The following is a 19,193-nucleotide window of genomic DNA, read 5'->3' as shown; positions in this document are numbered from 1 at the left end:
ATTTCTCAAATTGAGATATAAATAATTGCTTATTAGTGAATTTATAATGATTTTTTGGTAAAAAAACTAAAGTTTCGCAACAGTAATTTTAACACTCTTAGATGCTGGAGTCTTTGCTGTATGGGCAAAACTATCTAAAGGCACCAATACATTAGTTTCGGGGAAATATGTGGCACAACAATTCTTAGGAATATCATAACCAACCACTTTAAATGCAAAAGCTTCTCGAATAACACCATTATATTCTGATTTTAAATTCACCATATCTTGGTCTTTCAAACTACGTAGTTTCATATCCTCGCGATTCATAAAAATAACCCTTCTTCCGTTAAATACGCCTCTATACCTGTCGTCCAGACCATAAATAGTAGTATTAAACTGATCGTGACTTCTTATGGTCATCATAATTAATTCGCCGTCTTTTAATTTCCAATTAGGCAGTTTATTGACTGTAAAATTTGCTTTTCCTGTTTTGGTTTTAAATTGGCGTTCTCTAGCGCCATTAGGTAAATAAAAACCTGAGGGTTCTTTTAATTTAGTATTATAATCTTCAAATCCGTTAACTACCTCAGCAATATCATCTCGCACCAAGCTATAATCGTCTTTATACGCTAACCAATTTATGCTTGATTGGTTTTTTAATGTAGCGTGTGCAATACCGCAAACTACAGCAACTTCACTTAATAAATCATCAGAACAGGGTTCTAAAATACCTTTAGTAGTATGTACTATTCCCATAGAATTCTCAACACTTTGGGTTTGCACACCTGTTTTTTGATAATCCTTCTCAGCTCTTCCTAAACATGGGAAAATCAAGGCTTCTTTTCCCGTAACTAGGTGAGACCGATTTAATTTTGTGCTCACATGTACCGTTAAATTACAATTAGCTAAAGCTTGAGCAGAATAGGCTGTATCAGGAACTGCAGAAATAAAATTGCCACCCAGTCCAAAAAATACTTTAGCCTTCTTTTCATACATGGCTTTTATAGATTCAATAACACTATACCCATGTTTTGGCGATGGTTTAAATCCATATTTAGCTTCAATTTTATCTAAAAACGCTTGTGGTGCTGCTTCCCAAATACCAACGGTTCTATCACCTTGCACGTTTGAGTGTCCACGTACAGGGCATGTGCCAGCACCTTCTTTACCAATACTGCCTTTTAGTAATAATAAGTTAACCAATTCTCGAATATTATCCACTGCATTTTCGTGCTGTGTTAAACCCATAGCCCAACAAATAATAATCTTATTTTTATTTAAAATAAGATTAAAAACGTCATCAAAAATTTCCCTTGAAACGCCTGAGGCTCTCAAGCAATCTTCAAAATTATATGTTTTTAAATCTGAAATAAATCCATCAAGTCCGTTAGTATATTCTTCAATAAAAACTTTATCAAATACATTTCCTATTTCTTCTTCTTTTTCTATCAATTTCAACAACAATGCTTTAAAAAATGCAACATCACCATTTATACTTATCGGTACAAAAACATCAGAAAGCTTTGTGCCGCCAGTAAGCATTTTTATGGGGTTCTGGGGATCGGTAAATTTCATTAACCCCGCTTCTGGTAATGGATTAATGGCTATAATTTTACCACCGTTTTGTTTTGTTTTTTCTAAAGCAGATAACATTCTTGGATGATTTGTTGCAGGGTTTTGACCTACAACCATAACCAATTCTGCTTTGTACAAATCATCTAAAACTACTGAACCTTTACCAATACCTAAAGTTTCAGATAATGCACTACCACTAGCCTCATGACACATATTAGAGCAATCTGGCAAGTTTGAAGTACCAAATTCACGAACAAATAATTGGTATAAAAACGCAGCTTCGTTTGTTGTTCTTCCAGAAGTATAAAATACAGCCTCGTCAGGGTTATCTAATGCGTTTAGATGTTTACCTACTTTATTAAAAGCAGTTTCCCAAGAAATAGGTTGATAATGTGTTTCACCTTCAGGCAAATACATAGGCTCTGCCAGTCTCCCAGATTTACCAATTTCAAAATCTGATAATACTGCTAATTCATCCACAGAATGTGCTGCAAAAAACTCGCGATTAATCAGTTTATTTTGCATTTCTTCTGCCATGGCCTTCAATCCATTCTCGCAATATTCGCCTAAAGACGAACGCTCATCATCTGGATCTGGCCATGCACAACCCGGGCAATCAAAACCCCCTTTTTGATTCATTTTTAAAGACACCTTTAAGGCATCAGCTGCATTCATGTATGTATTTGCATGATTTAAAGCAGCTTTTATTCCTCCAATTCCAGCAGAATTTGTAGATGGAGATTTTATTTTTAAACTCTCAAGTTTTTCTGGTGTTAAGGCTTTATCTATTGGCGATTTACTCATGCTTCGAAGATATAATAAATATTAAAAATTTAAGTAATATCTATGCTGAAGGTTTACTTACTTGTTGATAATCTTGAGGTGTATCAATATCAATATTCTCAAAATCTGGAATAATAACACTTACCGATGAGCTGTATTTTTTTAATATTGATTTTGCACCATCATCACCAGACAGTTGAGCTAATTCCATTAAATACTTTTTATGAAACAGTGCTGGAACGCCTTTTTTGTCAGCTTTATACGCTGTTGCAATAATGCCTTTACTAGTCCCATTGAAGGCTTCTATCATTATATTTAAAAATGACGATGTTACATAAGGCTGATCTGCTAATACAATCATAAGACCATCGCTATTTTCTTTTGAAGTTGACACATATTCTGCTGCAAATCCAATAGATTTCCCAAGGCCTAATTCCCATGATGTATTTGTAATTACGGTAATCATTTCGTCTTTAATTTCTGAAGCAATAACTTGACAGTTAGCACCTAATACTACGATAACATCTTTTACCAAAGTATTTTTACATGTTTTTATAGCGTGTTTTAATAAGGTACTGTCTTTCCATTTTAATAGTTGTTTAGGACTTCCCATTCGCTTAGAAGCACCAGCTGCAAGAATTGCTATTGATATATTTGGAGTTGAAGACAATTGTTATTGTTTCTGGTGAATACGACCAGTCTTTTGATTGAGTGGTTTTGCATTACGATTTCTAGTTACCGCCAAAATCTCTGAAACTATAGATATTGCAATTTCTTGTGGTGTTTCTGAGCCAATATCTAAACCTGCTGGCCCATGGATGGATTCTAAAAATTCATCTGATACGTTTGGACAATATTCTATCAATTGAGATAATAAATCTTCACGACGCTTTGTTGGTCCTAACAACCCTATATAATTTGGTTTTGTTTGCGCTAATGCAACAAGAAAACGTAAATCATAGGCAAAATTGTGTGTCATTAATACCACTGCTGTTTGGGTATCGATAGACGAAATATCTAAATCTTCAGGCGTAGTGGCTAAAAGGTTATTTGCACCTTTAAAATAGTTTACAGTTTTAGCCTCTGAAACACCTGCTATAATAGTCACTTCCCATCCTGTTAAATCTGCATATTTACACAATTGCACCGCATCATGTTCTGCACCAATAATCATCAATTTAAAACATGGTGGCATGGTTTGCTGAAACGTTAAACCATTCGTTAATTCAGAATTCACATTAGATATGGTAAAACTAGTTTCTCCAAGTATAACATGAGAACCAATCCCTTTAAAAACACCTTCAGATTTTTCATAATTTGAAATAACTTCAAACGCTATTCTATCATTCAAACATCTAAAAAAAGCAATTTCAAAAGGTTTTTCAAACGTAACCTCTTCTAATAAAATATATAATACACCTTCACAACCTAAACGGTATCTGCCATCATAAGTCATCATTTTTGATGTTCCAGTTTTAAATACAGATTGTGCTTGTAGCACCACTTCTTTTTCTACACAACCGCCACTTACCGCACCTACCATTACACCATTTTCCAAAATAAGCATTCGCACTCCTGGTCTCCTGTAAGATGAACCCTCTAAATCTACCACAGAAGCTAAAACAGATTTTAATCCGTTTACTCTGGCTTTTATAGCTTCTTGTATGATATGTTTAAATTCGTGTGTCATTTAGTTAATAATAACAGTGATATTAATTTACTTTTTTTTCATTAACATATTCCAATTCACCATCAATAAAATAACCTGAAATAATATTTTGAACCCGCACACCTACTGCGTTTTTTGCTGCTATTTTGAAGAATACTTGATGTTGGTTTTCTAAACGTACTTTTATCAAACTATCATTTATTGATTTATCATAATTTTTACCCCTAAGCGATTTCAAAAATTCTTTATTCGCTTCATGAAATACAACCCCTTCTTTAATAGTTGAACCAACTAATTTGTATGAATCAGGATTATACATGGTAGCTTTATAATATTGCTCTATTTGGTTTTCAAAATCTTCTTTTTTAGATACCTCAGAACAGGTATATAGTAAAAAAAACAGAAAAAAAACACCATACTTCATATACACTATCACATTATCCAACAATATTCTTATTTTGATTAATATTGTTAATGAATGGAAATTTAGTTAAACGAGTACCTGTAGCTTTATAAATAGCATTAGCAACTGCAGCGCCTACTGGTGGTAATGTAGGCTCACCTAATCCTGTTGGAGCAATATCACTTTCAATAAAATGTACATCTACTTTTGGTGTTTGAGACATACGTATCAATTGATAACTATTAAAATTATTAGCTGATGGCACACCATCTTTAAAACTAAAATCGGCATACATAGCATGACCAATACCATCTAAAACACCGCCTTTGGCTTGATTCATAGCGCCTAAAGGGTTAACCACTATCCCACAATCTACGGCACATGTTACCTTTTTGATAACAGGAACACCGTTTTCCATAACAACATCTGCTACTTCGGCAACATGTGTATTATGACAATAATATATAGATAATCCCTGATACACACCATCAGCTGTATTTCCCCAATTAGATGTTTCTACTACTTTTTTTAAAACACCTTGTAAGCGATCTGGACTATACTCTATTTTAGGATCTGGATTGTTTTTTACATTTTCCAATAAATCCATGTGCAATTTTACCCGATCTACACCCAACTCTTCGGCTAATTCATCAAAAAAACTTTGTTCTGCTGTTGCTAAAAAATTAGTGTAAGGCGCTCTCCAAGCACCAACGGTAATATTACTTTTTAATCGCGCGCTATCTACTTGATAATTATCAAGAGCACCAGCTGGGAAAAAATTAGGGATTAATCCGTACATATTTCCATTTACACAGGCTTCTTTTAAATGATACCCCGTAAGGTTTCCATCTTTTATAGAAGCTGCAATTTTATATTTACTAGCTGGTCTGTACACACCTGTTGTCATATCATCTTCCCGTGTGGAAATCATTTTCACAGGTTTCTTTATAGCATCTGAAATTTCAACTGCTTCCAACACATAATCATTATATAAACGTCTTCCAAAGCCACCACCCATTCTTGTAAGATCTACATGAATATCTTCAACAGGTCTTCCCAACATAGCAGCTACTGCACCTTCAGCAGCCTCTGGTGTTTGCGTTGGACCTACTAAATGCACCTTTTCAGGGGTAACATTTGCGAAAAAATTCATAGGTTCCATGGTATTATGCGGTAGGAATGTAGACTCATAAACACGTTCTAAAACTTTATCGGCATTGGCAAAGGCCTTTTTTACATTACCATCTTTACGCCTTGTTTTAAGAGTATTTCCATTTAATATGTTCAATAACTTTTCATCGTGATCTTCAGAACTTTCTAAATTAGAGTTGGTTTTCCAAGTGGCCGTTATTGCTTTTTTAGCTTTAATAACATCCCACGTTGTTTTTCCAATAATCACCACTTTATCTGTTGTACTTAACTTTACACTCCAGTTAGGTTTATTTTTACCCAAAATAGTTCTCGCCTTTTCACCAATAGTAATCACATCAATAACTCCAGCCATTGCTTTAGCTTCAGATGCATCATAAGATTCTAATATTTGCCCAAATGCAGGTGGACGTAATACCGATGCATACACCATACCTTCCTCTTTATAATCTAGTCCAAAAAGTGGTTTTCCTGTTGTAATTTTTTCAATATCTACATTGCCCTTTCCTTTTCCTATAATGGTAAAATCTTTAGGATCTTTTAGCTCTACTTCTTCCGGCACCTCCAAAATTGCGGCAGCTTCTACAACATCGCCATATCCTAGCGTTTCTCCTTTAGTATTTGTAATAACTCCAGCTTTCGCGCTACACGTATTAGCAGCAACACCCCATTGTGCAGCAGCAGCATTCACTAGCATTTGTTTTGCGGTAGCCCCAGTTTCGCGCAATGGCTGCCAACTTCTTCTAATAGATTGACTTCCACCAGCTACTTGGTTGCTATAATTCTCTGTATCCAATGGTGCTTGCACAACATAAACATCTTCCCACGGTACATCCAATTCCTCTGCAATTATCATAGGCATAGATGTTTTTACCCCTTGCCCTATTTCTGGATTTACAGAATAAATAGTAACTTTACCTTCGGGAGATATTTTAATATAAGCGTTAAAATCCTTGTAGTTAAGCGCACTTAAATCTACTGGCATTTTAACATCAGATTTGCACGAATTAAAAAGATTAAACCCAATTAAAATACCACCACTTGCAAGTGCAGATGTTTTTAAGAATGACCTTCTACTAAATGTATGTTTCATGTTCTTAGTATTATTGGATTAACTTATTTTTTCTGAAGCCACTTTCACCGCTTCTTCAATACTGTTGTATGATGCGCATCTACAGATATTTCCATCCATAGCACTTCTTATTTCTTCGTTTGACGGATTAGGGTTTTCATTTAAAAACGCCGAAGCCGTCATAATTTGTCCTGCTTGACAGTAACCACATTGTGGTACGTCTATTTCTTTCCAAGCTTGTTGCACTGGGTGCTCTCCATCTTCTGAAAGTCCCTCAATAGTGGTAATATCCATGTATGCTGCTTGCGATACTTTTATTAAACAACTACGCGTGGCACTACCAGCTACATGAATTGTACAGGCGCCGCATTGCCCAATACCACATCCAAATTTAGTACCTACAAGATTAATATGATCGCGAAGCACCCACAAAAGAGGTGTATCAGCATCTACATCAACAGTATGCTGTTTTCCATTAATTTTTAAACTGAATGTTGGCATATTTTAATTTTTCAAAAAAGATATAAAAATAAAGGTGAGTAACCAAAGTCTACCAATTTTTAACAATCGATTAACTAAAAAAAAACTATTTTGAAAATTTAGAGCAAAACTCTAAAGCACGTATTTCGTTGTAGTATAAATTATTTTTAGCAATAAACCCAGCGTGTCCGCCATGGTTTGGCATTTCTAAATATACATCGGGGGTTTGTTTCGCTTCCTTAACTGGATAACATTCTGGAGATAGAAACGAATCATTTAAGGCATTGATAATTAAAGCAGGAATTTTAATATTTGGTAAAAACTGTAAGCTACTGCATTTCTCATAATAATCTAAAGCATCTTTAAATCCATGCGCTTTTGAGGTGTAAACATTATCAAACTCTATTAGAGTTTTGATATTTTTCACCGCGTTTAAACTTAATTCATTAGGAAAGCGTAATTGTTTTTCTTTAAGATGTGTTACCAAATCTTTTAAAAATCTGTCGTGAAACGGCTTATTTTTAAGTTTGTGTAATTCTTTACAGGAGCCATGTAAATCTACAGGTACAGAAACTGCTACACCGGCTTTTACTTCTTCTGGAATATTTGAATGTTCACCTAAATATTTTAAAATAATATTAGCACCTAAACTAATGCCTTTTAAATAAATTTTAGTGTAGCCTTTTTTAGAAATAGCATGTTGAATCACAGCCTGCAAATCGTCTGTAAACCCCGAATGATAACTGCGATAATACAAATTATTTTCTCCACTACAGCCTCTAAAATTAACACAAATAGCATCTATTCCATTAGTATTAAAATGTTTAGCGGTGCCAGTCATGTAAGGACGTTGTCCATGACCTTCCAAACCATGCAATAAAATGATCAGTGCTTTCGATTTTTCTTTTGAATAACTCCAATCTAAATCTAAAAAATCACCATCGCTTAAGGTGATTCTTTCTCGGTCTTGTTTTAGACTAACGCTTCGGAATAATCCTGAATATACCGTTGCTATAAAACCGTTTTTAAAAAAGAAAGGTGGTTTGTAGGTTGATTCTAGTATTGGCATATTTTAGTTGACAGTTGCAGTCTCAGTTTTCAGTTGTTTCCGATTATAATTCAAGTGGTACAAATTTAAAATCTTTTCCATTAAACACCCCTTTATCACTTAATTTTAATGCAGGAATTACTAGTAATGCCATAAACGATAAAGTCATGTAAGGCGCATTTAATGCACAACCTAAAGATTTCGCCATCTTATCTAATTTCGCATATTGATGTCCGATGGTCTCAGCATCTTTATCACTCATAATACCTGCAACGGGAAGTGAAATAATTTTTTCTTTTGAATTAGACAGCGCACAAATACCACCTTTGTTTTCTATAATGAGATTAACGGCTTTACAAATAGCTGCATCTGAAACGCCTACGGCAATAATATTATGAGAATCGTGACCTACGGACGATGCAATGGCGCCTTCTTTTAATCCAAAGTTTTTTATAAATGCTATGGCTGGTTTTTGATTTTGATAGCGGTTCACAACAGTTATTTTCAGAATATCGTTTTCGATATTTGAAACCAGATTACCGTTTTCAATCGTAGCTTTTTCTATTAGTTCATTGGTTACTAATTGCCCTTCTAAAGCTTCTATAACGCGTATTTCTTTGGCAGTCGATTCAAATTTAAAATCTGAAACCACTTTCGTATCACAATTAAAATTATTTAGGTTCTTAAATGAAATTGATTCTATTAAAGATTCGCCATTATCAAACACTAATTTACCATTAATGTAGGTTTGAAGCGTTTTAAAATCTATTAAATCTTCAACAACTATAAAGTCAGCATCGTCTCCTTCATGTAATACCCCAACATTTAAATTATAATGTTTTACAGGATTAACACAAGCTACTTGCAGTACTTTAAAAACATCAATTCCTTTAGCAACCGCTCTAGCGCATAATTGATTGATATGTCCTAAAATTAAATCGTCTGGGTGTTTATCATCACTACAAAACATCATATTTTCAAAATGTTCTGGCAACAAATCGATTAAAGCCTCAAAGTTTTTGGCAGCACTTCCTTCTCTAATCAAAATCTTCATGCCTTTCTGAAGTTTCTCTAAAGCTTCATCATAGGTAAAACATTCATGATCTGTAGAAATTCCTGCATTGATGTATTTTGAAATATCATCACCTATTACACCTGGCGCATGACCATCAACAGGCTTATTATATTGTTTTGCCCAAGCTATCTTTTTGAGCACTTCTTCATCATCAAAAATAACCCCAGGATAATTCATCATTTCTGCAAGGTATTTGATGTCTGGATTTTCTAATAGTGTTTTAATAGCTTCAGAATCGATAGTAGCTCCAGCAGATTCAAAATTGGTAGCTGGCACACAAGATGGCGCTCCAAAATTAAATTTTAATGGCACTTGCTTTCCGTTTTCTATCATAAACTCCACACCTGCAACTCCTAAAACATTAGCAATTTCATGTGGGTCTGAAATTGTAGCAACTGTTCCATGTTTCACAGCTATTCTTGCAAATTCAGAAGGCACTAGCATAGAGCTTTCAATATGGATATGAGCATCTACAAAACCAGGTAAAATATAATGATTCACATCATGTTCTTTTTCAACTATAGCTGCTATTTTACCATTTATAAAAGTGATTTCACCTTTATAAATGCGCTTATTATGTATATCTACTATATTTCCTTGTAGCGTCATTATAAAAAATCTAAATTCTATGCTAAGTATTATAAACAACGAATTTACGTGCTTTATTTTACTTAAAAAAAGCAAAAAGAACCAAACATTAAGTTTGATTCTTTTTGCTTAAATCTTATTTTTAAAATTAATTAAAGTTATTTCCAAGTTACAACGTCTTCAATGTTTCGTCTAGTTTTAGGATGTTCTGGGTCTGCTTTTCTATGGCCAAATGCTACCATATAAGACAATCCGTATTTAGTAGTATCAACATCAAATTTATCCTGTAATAAAGCTTCGGTTTTTTCTTGATGAAAACCTTCTATCGGGCAACTATCAATACCATGCAATGCAGCAGCAGTCATCATATTTGCTAGAGCAATGTAGGTTTGTTTAGAAGCCCAATCGAATAATTTTTTATCGGTATCCAAATCAAAATCTGAGTCTTGAAAGTTTTTATAAAAACCAGAATACATTTCTATGACATCTTCAGGAAATTGTTTTACATCTTTCATCATGTGCATAATATAATCTGCATCCCATTTAATCATTGGTGCTTTCATACTTAAACCTAAAATAAAATGGCTTGCAGTATCTAATTTTACAGGTGCTCCCCAAGCTACTGGCTTTAATAATTCGCGTAACTCTTGGTCTTGCAACACAATAAAATGCCAAGGCTCAAAACCGAAAGAACTAGGTGATAAATTAGCTGTTTTTAAAATAAAATCGATATCAGCTTTAGATAGTTTTTTAGTTGCATCAAACTCTTTTGTAGCGTGTCTAAAATTAAAGGCCTTTAAAATGTCTTCTTTTGAAATATTAGGTGAATTCATATTTATGTTTTTTTTACTATACTTTTTATAGTTGCAAACTTAAGTATAGTATTTTATCTTTGCAATAACGGTCATAAATGATAGTTGTAAATAGTATTATTAAAAACTTAAGTTATGTATACTTTTAAAGGTAAAACCTACCCATGTTGTACCAGCTTAACCATGGGTATTATTGGTGGCAAGTGGAAAACGGTTATCTTATATCATTTGATAGATAAAACCTTGCGCTATAATGAATTGCGAAAAGAAATCCCATCGGTTACTGAGCGCACCTTAAGTTTACAGTTAAAAACTTTAGAAAACGATGGCTTGATTGAACGTAAAGTCTATACGTCTAAACCGCCTTTAAAAGTAGAATATAAGTTAACTGAATTTGGTAAGACTGTTATCCCTTTAATTAAATCTATTATAGATTGGGGGGAACTTGTTATTGAAACCCACATAAAATAATGTTTTTAAAGTTACACTATAAAACACTTAAGTCATTCACAATTCAAACTACATTAAAGATGTGAATTTCATAATTATTTCACTTTCAATTTAATAAATTTTAAAGCAAACCATTAATTACAACAATTAGGTAATACTTTATTTGACACTATATTTATCTAAATAATTAATGTTACTTTTATTCTAAACACAACCAAACTCTTATACTTCAAATTAATATGATTCAAAAAGGTAAAGAAGCAGAACGATTAGCAGTTTTAGATAATTATAAAAATTGGAAAAAATGGGGACCCTACTTAGCAGAAAGACAATGGGGAACCGTAAGAGAAGATTATAGCCAACATGGAGAATCTTGGGAATTTATAGACCACGAAAAAGCAAGAAGTAATGCCTACAGATGGGGTGAAGAAGGTATAGGTGGTTTTACAGATGCCAGAGAAATTTTATGTATGGCACCAGCATTTTGGAATGGCAAAGACAGTATTTTAAAAGAACGCTTATTCGGACTTACAAATAACCAAGGTAATCATGGTGAAGACGTTAAAGAACTTTATTTTCATCAAGTATCTTCTCCTACTCATTCTTACAACAAATATTTATACAAATACCCACATAGTGCATTTCCGTATAGTGATTTAGTAAACAAAAATAGAATTGGTAGAGACCAATATGAATACGAGATTTTAGATACTGATGCTTTTGCAAACAATGCTTATTTTGATTGTTATATTGAATATGCCAAGGCCGATATTGATGATATTTTAATGAAAGTTACGGTTATTAATAGAGGCGCAGATACTGCAACTATACACGTACTACCGCACCTTTGGTTTCGTAATTTCTGGAAACACAATGAACGCCATTCACGTCCAAACATAAAATCTACCTCCAATACATCTGCCTTAACCAAAAGCAAAAGAAACGGCAATTATTATTTTTATAATGATGGTGGTGAACAGCTTTTTTGTGAAAACGAAACCAACAACCAACGTATTTATAATTTCCATAACGATGTTGCATATGTTAAAGATGGTATTAACGATTTTATTGTAGATGGCAAACCTACTGTAAACCCAAAAAAAAATGGATCTAAAGTAGCCATTTGGCATAAATTTGAATTAAAAGCCGGTGAAGAAAAAACGGTAAAAGTACGCCTAAGCAAAAACAAACTTAAAGATGCTTTTGCTGATTTTGATACTATTTTTAACGATAGAATAGTTGAATGTGAAGCATTTTACAATGAAACCATAGCTACTAAAATTCCGAAAAATCAACAAGAGATCGTTAAAAGTGCATTTTCTGGTTTATTATGGACAAAGCAATTTTATTACAACGATGTATTTAAATGGCTATTTGGTGGTCCTGGAGAGAGTAAACCTAATAGGTCTAACCTACGAAATTATAGCTGGCAACACCTTACTAATAGAGATATTATTTCTATGCCCGATAAATGGGAATACCCATGGTATGCCGCTTGGGACTTAGCATTTCATATGGCTTCATTTGTTGAAATAGATCCATACTTCGCAAAAGAACAGCTTTTACTAGTTTTAAAAGAAAACTATATGCACCCAAATGGGCAAATTCCTGCTTATGAGTGGAATTTTAGTGATGTTAACCCACCTGTACATTCTTATTTTGTTTGGAATGTATATGAAAAAGACAAAAAAAATACGGGTAAGGGTGATATTGAGTTTTTAGAAAAAGCATTTCAAAAGTTATTGATAAACTTCACTTGGTGGGTTAATCAAAAGGACAAAAATGGTACAGACCTTTTTGAAGGTGGTTTTTTAGGCTTAGATAATATTGGCGTTTTTGATAGAAACCATATGCCACATGGTATTACAAGAATGCAACAGGCAGATGCAACTAGCTGGATGGCAATGTTTTCGTTAAATATGTTACGTATGTCGTTTGAGCTTGCAAAAACTAATAAAAGCTACGAAGAATCTGCTGCAAAATTCTTTAGACATTTTTTAAATATTGCTTGGGCTATGCATCACATAGGGCAAAAAGATATTTCGCTATGGGATGATGAAGATAATTTTTATTACGACGTGGTAGAAATGGCATCTGGAACAACCGATCGTTTAAAAGTTCGCTCTTTAGTTGGTGTAATACCACTCTTTGCTGTAGAGATTATACACAAAGATTTATTTGAAGAATTAGAGGATTTTAGACATAGAGCAAACAAAATTATAGAAACGCGACCTGACTTAGCATCGTTAATTACCAATTTAAATGCACCTAATGAAGACGGTAATTATCTTTTTGCAATAATGCGCGGTTTTAGACTAGAACATTTACTCAAAAGATTGTTGGATGAGGATGAATTTTTATCAGATTATGGTATCCGTTCTTTATCTAAATACCACGAAAAACACCCTTTTGTATTTCAACACCATGGGCATCATCAAATTCAGTACGAATCTGGCGAGAGTCAATCTAATATGTTTGGTGGAAACTCAAACTGGCGCGGACCCATTTGGTTGCCCTTAAACTATATGATTATACAATCGTTACGAAAATATTACACATTTTATGGGGATAAATATAAATATGAATTTCCAACAGGCTCTGGTAATAAATTAAATTTAAAACAAATTGCTAATGCTTTAACTAAAAGGCTTATTAAATTATTTGAAGCTGACAATGCTGGTAAATTTATATACCATGCTGATAATAAAGGCAAACATTTTACTAACGATGCGCATTTTAAAGATTTGCACTTATTTTATGAATTTTTTGATGGCGACCATGGTAAAGGCCTAGGTGCTTCTCACCAAACAGGATGGACAGCGCTTATTGCCAATTTAATTATGGAACTAGATGAGAATTAATTACTGAATTTTATCAAAAAAAGTAATACCCTTTACAGATATCTAGAAGGTTTTTTAAGTTTGATTAAAAATATGATTAATTATATTTACAGAATAACGATAATAAAAAAATTATCATATTATTATTAATTCACGGAATATAGATAATAAAAGTCTTTATATAACACGTTAGCTGCACGTTGAAAAATGAAAATTAGTCTTATTAAAAAAGTTTGGAGAATTGTAATTTTACTGACTACATTCATTTTGATTTACAATTCGAAATCTAGTTACTATGAAAATAAAGTAGCTTTTTATAATAAAAATGTCAACGGAATTATTACAAACATAACGGCTAAAAGATGCATTACCGTTTTTTTTAAACTTATCTAAATCAATATTATAAAGAATTTACACGCAACCTTTTTTAGAAAATCACATCTAGATTAAAAAGTAATTACCCTTTATAATGGTAAAAAAAACACACTTCATATTACTAATACTTCTTGGAATACTATCGTGTTCTGAATCTGATTCTGAACCACAAATCTTAAACGGAATTTTAACTGGAAATTTTATTGAAATTACTCCAGAAAATAATAGAACACTATTAATTTTTAGTCCAAATAGTAATCAACTTGAAGAGAAAAGGATTACTGATGGAAAAAACTCTGCTAGTAGAACTTTTTCAATTCGCATATTATAGGATAACATGATTCAATTAAGTAGAAATGAAGCCGACGAAATTGCACCTAGAATACTTCATTACTCAATACTTAACAATAACAGCTTTGAAATTGGAAATTTAAATAGAGATGATCCTGAAGATATTATAATGGTTTTTGAACGTAACTAGTACACTAACTAAAAAGGTATTCTTAACATTTTTATAAAAAAAGAGCAAATTGTTACTTATAAACTTAGTAAACTCATATAGAACCCACTACTCTAAATTATCTGGGAATTTATAAAATATAACCAAGAGAGACCGCACCAGAGTTTAAATGGAAAAGCACCCAATAAATTTAACTAAAACTGTCCTAGAGTTAGTTTACTTTTACAGAATTGATAGAATTTTATCAAAATGTACAACAGGTTAAGCTATACTATCTTAACCTTATCGTATAAGTTAACCTCAAATGTTAGCACTTTAGAAATATTAAACAAACGTACAATCGGACTAAAGAGCTCCAACGATTTGAACCTCTCCAACTTCACTGAGGACAAACTACAAGCCTAAACTTCAGCAATCCTACAAGGTTTTTTGCCTATTCAAACATCAGCGATGGCTAACAAAAAAAAGATAAACCTGTGTGTTAAAATACTGTTGATAAACAGCTTTGCTTAGCAAAAAAAAGCGATAGCAAATCGTGAAAAAAGTGTATTTTTGCGTTTTCGTAAACTCATACAAACCATTACATAATGATTCATTTCTTTGGAAACGTAACCAGCACAATATTTGCTGTTCAAACAACAAAAGAATTATCAACTGAAACAATTTCAAAATTAACATGGCTTTTTGGCAATCAACCAAAAATTGAACAAGCATCTTTAGATGCTTTTTTTGTTGGTCCGCGTGCCGCTATGATAACGCCTTGGAGTACCAATGCTGTTGAAATTACCCAAAATATGGGGATTAAAGACATTATTAGAATTGAGGAATTTGAAACGGTTACTGAGGATTTTACAGATTTTGACCCCATGATTTCTGAAAAATTTAATGGTTTACATCAAGAGAGTTTTACCATTGCTATTACACCTGAACCTATCTTAGATATTGAAGATATTGCAGCGTATAACCAACAAGAAGGCTTATCGTTAAGTGATGAGGAAGTAGCGTATTTGGATGGTGTTGCAAAAAAAATTGGCAGACCTTTAACCGACTCTGAAGTGTTTGGGTTTTCGCAAGTAAACTCAGAGCATTGTCGTCATAAAATATTTAATGGCACGTTTGTGATTGATGGCGAGGAAAAACCGACGTCGCTTTTCAAATTAATCAAAGAAACATCAAAACAGCATCCTAACGCTATTGTTTCGGCCTATAAAGATAATGTGGCTTTTATAAAAGGCCCTAAAGTGGAACAGTTTGCACCAAAACGTGCCGATATTCCTGATTATTATATAACTGAAGATTTTGATTCTGTAATTTCACTTAAAGCGGAAACGCACAATTTCCCAACTACTGTTGAGCCTTTTAATGGTGCTGCAACAGGTTCGGGTGGCGAAATTAGGGATAGACTTGCTGGCGGAAAAGGCTCTTTACCATTGGCAGGAACTGCGGTGTATATGACCTCGTATTCTAGACTTGAAGAAAACAGACCTTGGGAGCAAAAGTTTGAAGCCAGAAAATGGTTGTACCAAACGCCAATGGATATTTTGATAAAAGCATCAAACGGGGCATCTGACTTTGGTAACAAATTTGGACAACCGCTTATTTGTGGTTCTGTGTTAACTTTTGAACATAATGAAAATCCGTCTTCAAGCGATGCAAAATCTAGAAAATTAGGTTTCGATAAAGTGATTATGCAAGCTGGTGGTATTGGCTACGGAAAACAAGACCAAGCTTTAAAAGATACACCAAAAACTGGTGATAAAATTGTAATTCTTGGTGGCGAAAACTACCGTATTGGTATGGGTGGTGCTGCGGTATCATCTGCTGATACTGGGGCGTTTGCTTCGGGTATTGAATTGAATGCTGTACAACGTTCAAACCCAGAAATGCAAAAACGTGCTGCTAATGCGGTACGCGGTATGGTGGAAAGTGATGAAAATTTTATTGTGTCTATTCATGATCATGGTGCTGGTGGTCATTTAAATTGTTTATCTGAATTGGTAGAAGATACTGGTGGTAAAATAGACTTGGATGCATTACCAGTTGGAGACCCTACCCTATCTGATAAAGAAATAATTGGTAACGAATCGCAAGAGCGTATGGGCTTAGTGATTGCCGAAAAACATTTGGAGACGCTTAACAAAATTGCAGACCGAGAACGTTCGCCAATGTACACCGTTGGAGATGTTACTGGAGATAATCGATTTACATTTCAATCTAAAACCAAAGGTAACAAACCCATGGATTTAGCCATGGAAGATATGTTTGGAAGTTCGCCAAAAACAGTTTTAACGGATAAAACAGTTACTAGAAACTATAAAAACCCAAGATATAAAACCAAAAACTTAAATATTTATTTAAATCAAGTGTTACAACTTGAGGCTGTAGCTTGTAAAGATTGGTTAACAAATAAAGTAGACCGTTGTGTTGGTGGTAAAGTTGCTAAACAACAATGTGTTGGGCCTTTACAAATTCCTTTGAATAATGTAGGCGTTATGGCACTTGATTTTAAAGGAAAAGAAGGTGTAGCAACCTCAATCGGGCACTCGCCTATTTCTGGATTAATTAACCCAGTTGCAGGAAGTAGAAACTCGATTACCGAAGCACTTACCAATTTAGTTTGGGCGCCTTTAAAAGATGGTTTAGAATCGGTTTCATTATCAGCAAACTGGATGTGGCCTTGTAAAAATGAAGGTGAAGATGCCCGTTTGTATGAAGCTGTAAAAGCAATTTCTGAATTTGCAATTGATTTAGGTATTAATGTACCAACAGGAAAAGATTCATTGTCTATGAAACAGAAATATCCTGATGGTGATGTTATCTCTCCAGGAACAGTTATTATTTCTGCTGGAGCAAATTGTAACGATATTACTAAAGTTGTAGAACCTGTTTTTAAACAAGACGGTGGTTCTATTTATTACATCAATATTTCACAAGATAATTTTAAATTGGGTGGAAGTTCTTTCAATCAAGTATTAAATACCATTGGAAATGATGCGCCTAATGTAAAAGATGCCGGATATGTTGCAACAGTATTCAATACCATTCAATCTTTAATTGTTAGGGATAAAATTACTGCAGGACATGATGTGGCTTCTGGTGGTTTAATTACAACACTTTTAGAACTTTGTTTTGCTGATGTAGATTTAGGTGCAGATTTAGATCTTTCTAAATTGAATGAAGAAGATTCTATAAAAGTGTTATTTGCTGAAAACTCAGGACTTGTTTTTCAAGCAGATGCTTCAGTAGAAACTGTGTTATCTGAAAATAATATTGAATTTTTCAATATTGGTTCAGCAAACAATTCTGGAAATTTAAACATTAAGAACAACGATGATACGTTCGATTTTAATATTGCTGAAACTAGAGACTTTTGGTATAAAACATCTTTCTTATTAGACCAAAAGCAAACAGCAAATGGTTTAGCCCAAGATCGTTTTGATAATTATAAAAATCAACCTTTAAAGTATACTTTTCCAAAACACTTTACAGGAAAACTTGTAGACGTCATTGCGAACACAGTGAAGCAATCTGCCAGTACAAAGTGCGAGATTACCACGTCGCAAACTACTCGCAATGACAAAGGACGTCCAAAAGCGGCTATACTTCGTGAAAAGGGATCAAACTCTGAACGTGAAATGGCAAACGCCATGTATTTAGCAGGTTTTGATGTTAAAGATGTACACATGACCGATTTAATTTCGGGTCGCGAAACACTTGAAGACATACAGTTTTTAGGAGCTGTTGGTGGTTTTTCAAACTCCGATGTCTTAGGTTCTGCTAAAGGTTGGGCAGGTGCTATAAAATATAATGAAAAAGCCAAAAAAGTAATTGATAATTTTTTTAAAAGAGATGATACTCTCTCTATTGGTATCTGTAATGGGTGTCAACTTTGGATGGAATTAGACCTCATCAATCCAGATCATGACATTCATGGTAAAATGCATCATAATGATTCCAACAAACACGAAAGCGCCTTCACTTCGGTAAAAATTCAAGAAAATAATTCAGTCATGCTTTCAACGCTGGCTGGTACTACTTTAGGGGTTTGGATTTCACACGGTGAAGGGAAGTTTAATTTACCATATTCTGAAGATAAGTATCATATTGTTGCAAAATATGGATATGAAGGTTATCCACACAATCCAAATGGTTCTGACTTCAACACCGCTATGATGACAGATAAAACAGGGCGTCATTTAGTGACTATGCCTCATATTGAGCGTTCTACATTTCAATGGAATTGGGCTAATTATCCCGCTGGTCGAAAAGATGAAGTTTCGCCTTGGTTAGAGGCTTTTGTGAATGCTAAAAATTGGTTGATAAAATAGTAACTACATAAAAAACTCAATATTCTGACTTCAAAATATAGAGTTTTTTCATTTAAAAGTTTTCTGTTTTTTAACCTAAAAAGAATTGACAAAAAACCGTTTAA

14 protein-coding genes are annotated in these 19,193 nt (G+C 33.6%); 5 read left to right on the top strand and 9 right to left on the bottom strand.

Annotated elements, in window-relative coordinates; translation table 11 throughout:
- Positions 1-66: 66 nt before the first annotated feature.
- The 9 genes from ACKGJY_RS07800 to ACKGJY_RS07760 all read right to left on the bottom strand — a co-directional run bounded on the left by ACKGJY_RS07800 (position 67) and on the right by ACKGJY_RS07760 (position 10,657).
- Positions 67-2,361: an FdhF/YdeP family oxidoreductase gene (locus tag ACKGJY_RS07800; RefSeq protein WP_413973313.1), complete on the bottom strand. Its 2,295-nt coding sequence runs from the start codon at positions 2,359-2,361 to the stop codon at positions 67-69.
- 40 nt (positions 2,362-2,401) lie between these two features.
- Positions 2,402-3,010, bottom strand: a complete 609-nt coding sequence (locus ACKGJY_RS07795; protein WP_413973312.1) for a nucleotidyltransferase family protein — start codon at positions 3,008-3,010, stop codon at positions 2,402-2,404.
- Between the two features lie 3 nt (positions 3,011-3,013).
- Positions 3,014-4,030 carry an XdhC family protein gene (locus ACKGJY_RS07790; RefSeq protein WP_413973311.1) on the bottom strand — a complete coding sequence of 339 codons (1,017 nt, stop codon included), beginning with the start codon at positions 4,028-4,030 and terminating at the stop codon, positions 3,014-3,016.
- A 22-nt stretch (positions 4,031-4,052) separates the two neighbouring features.
- Positions 4,053-4,454 carry a hypothetical protein gene (locus tag ACKGJY_RS07785; RefSeq protein WP_413973310.1) on the bottom strand — a complete coding sequence of 134 codons (402 nt, stop codon included), beginning with the start codon at positions 4,452-4,454 and terminating at the stop codon, positions 4,053-4,055.
- Positions 4,447-6,654 (bottom strand): molybdopterin cofactor-binding domain-containing protein, encoded by a 2,208-nt coding sequence (locus ACKGJY_RS07780; protein ID WP_413973309.1) that lies wholly within the window; start codon positions 6,652-6,654, stop codon positions 4,447-4,449. The genes ACKGJY_RS07785 and ACKGJY_RS07780 overlap by 8 nt, the downstream gene beginning before the upstream one ends.
- Positions 6,655-6,672: 18 nt before the next feature.
- Positions 6,673-7,134, bottom strand: a complete 462-nt coding sequence (locus tag ACKGJY_RS07775; RefSeq protein ID WP_413973308.1) for a (2Fe-2S)-binding protein — start codon at positions 7,132-7,134, stop codon at positions 6,673-6,675.
- Between the two features lie 85 nt (positions 7,135-7,219).
- Positions 7,220-8,182, bottom strand: coding sequence for a YheT family hydrolase (locus ACKGJY_RS07770; protein ID WP_413973307.1), 963 nt, complete (start codon positions 8,180-8,182; stop codon positions 7,220-7,222).
- Positions 8,183-8,225: 43 nt separating this feature from the next.
- Complete coding sequence (gene ade, locus ACKGJY_RS07765; protein ID WP_413973306.1) at positions 8,226-9,845, bottom strand: adenine deaminase; 1,620 nt, start codon at positions 9,843-9,845, stop codon at positions 8,226-8,228.
- Between the two features lie 137 nt (positions 9,846-9,982).
- The gene (locus ACKGJY_RS07760; RefSeq protein ID WP_413973305.1) at positions 9,983-10,657 is read right to left on the bottom strand and encodes an NAD(P)H-dependent oxidoreductase; all 675 of its coding nucleotides are present in this window, start codon (positions 10,655-10,657) and stop codon (positions 9,983-9,985) included.
- A gap of 114 nt (positions 10,658-10,771) precedes the next feature.
- Here ACKGJY_RS07760 and ACKGJY_RS07755 point away from each other — a divergent pair, with 114 nt between their 5' ends.
- The 5 genes from ACKGJY_RS07755 (at position 10,772) to purL (ending at position 19,089) form a co-directional block, all read left to right on the top strand.
- Positions 10,772-11,107, top strand: coding sequence for a winged helix-turn-helix transcriptional regulator (locus tag ACKGJY_RS07755; RefSeq protein WP_413973304.1), 336 nt, complete (start codon positions 10,772-10,774; stop codon positions 11,105-11,107).
- 218 nt (positions 11,108-11,325) lie between these two features.
- Complete coding sequence (locus ACKGJY_RS07750) at positions 11,326-13,947, top strand: MGH1-like glycoside hydrolase domain-containing protein (protein WP_413973303.1); 2,622 nt, start codon at positions 11,326-11,328, stop codon at positions 13,945-13,947.
- A gap of 448 nt (positions 13,948-14,395) precedes the next feature.
- Entirely contained in the window at positions 14,396-14,632 is a 237-nt protein-coding gene (locus tag ACKGJY_RS07745) for a hypothetical protein (RefSeq protein ID WP_413973302.1), read from the top strand.
- Between the two features lie 6 nt (positions 14,633-14,638).
- Complete coding sequence (locus tag ACKGJY_RS07740; RefSeq protein WP_413973301.1) at positions 14,639-14,782, top strand: hypothetical protein; 144 nt, start codon at positions 14,639-14,641, stop codon at positions 14,780-14,782.
- Positions 14,783-15,348: 566 nt separating this feature from the next.
- Positions 15,349-19,089: a phosphoribosylformylglycinamidine synthase gene (gene purL / locus ACKGJY_RS07735; protein WP_413973300.1), complete on the top strand. Its 3,741-nt coding sequence runs from the start codon at positions 15,349-15,351 to the stop codon at positions 19,087-19,089.
- Positions 19,090-19,193: the final 104 nt, after the last annotated feature.

It is taken from the genome of Hyunsoonleella sp. 2307UL5-6, assembly GCF_047345485.1.
GTDB lineage: Bacteria > Bacteroidota > Bacteroidia > Flavobacteriales > Flavobacteriaceae > Jejuia.
Note: the sequence above shows the minus strand (reverse complement) of the source record. Positions and strands in the feature narration are given on the sequence as shown.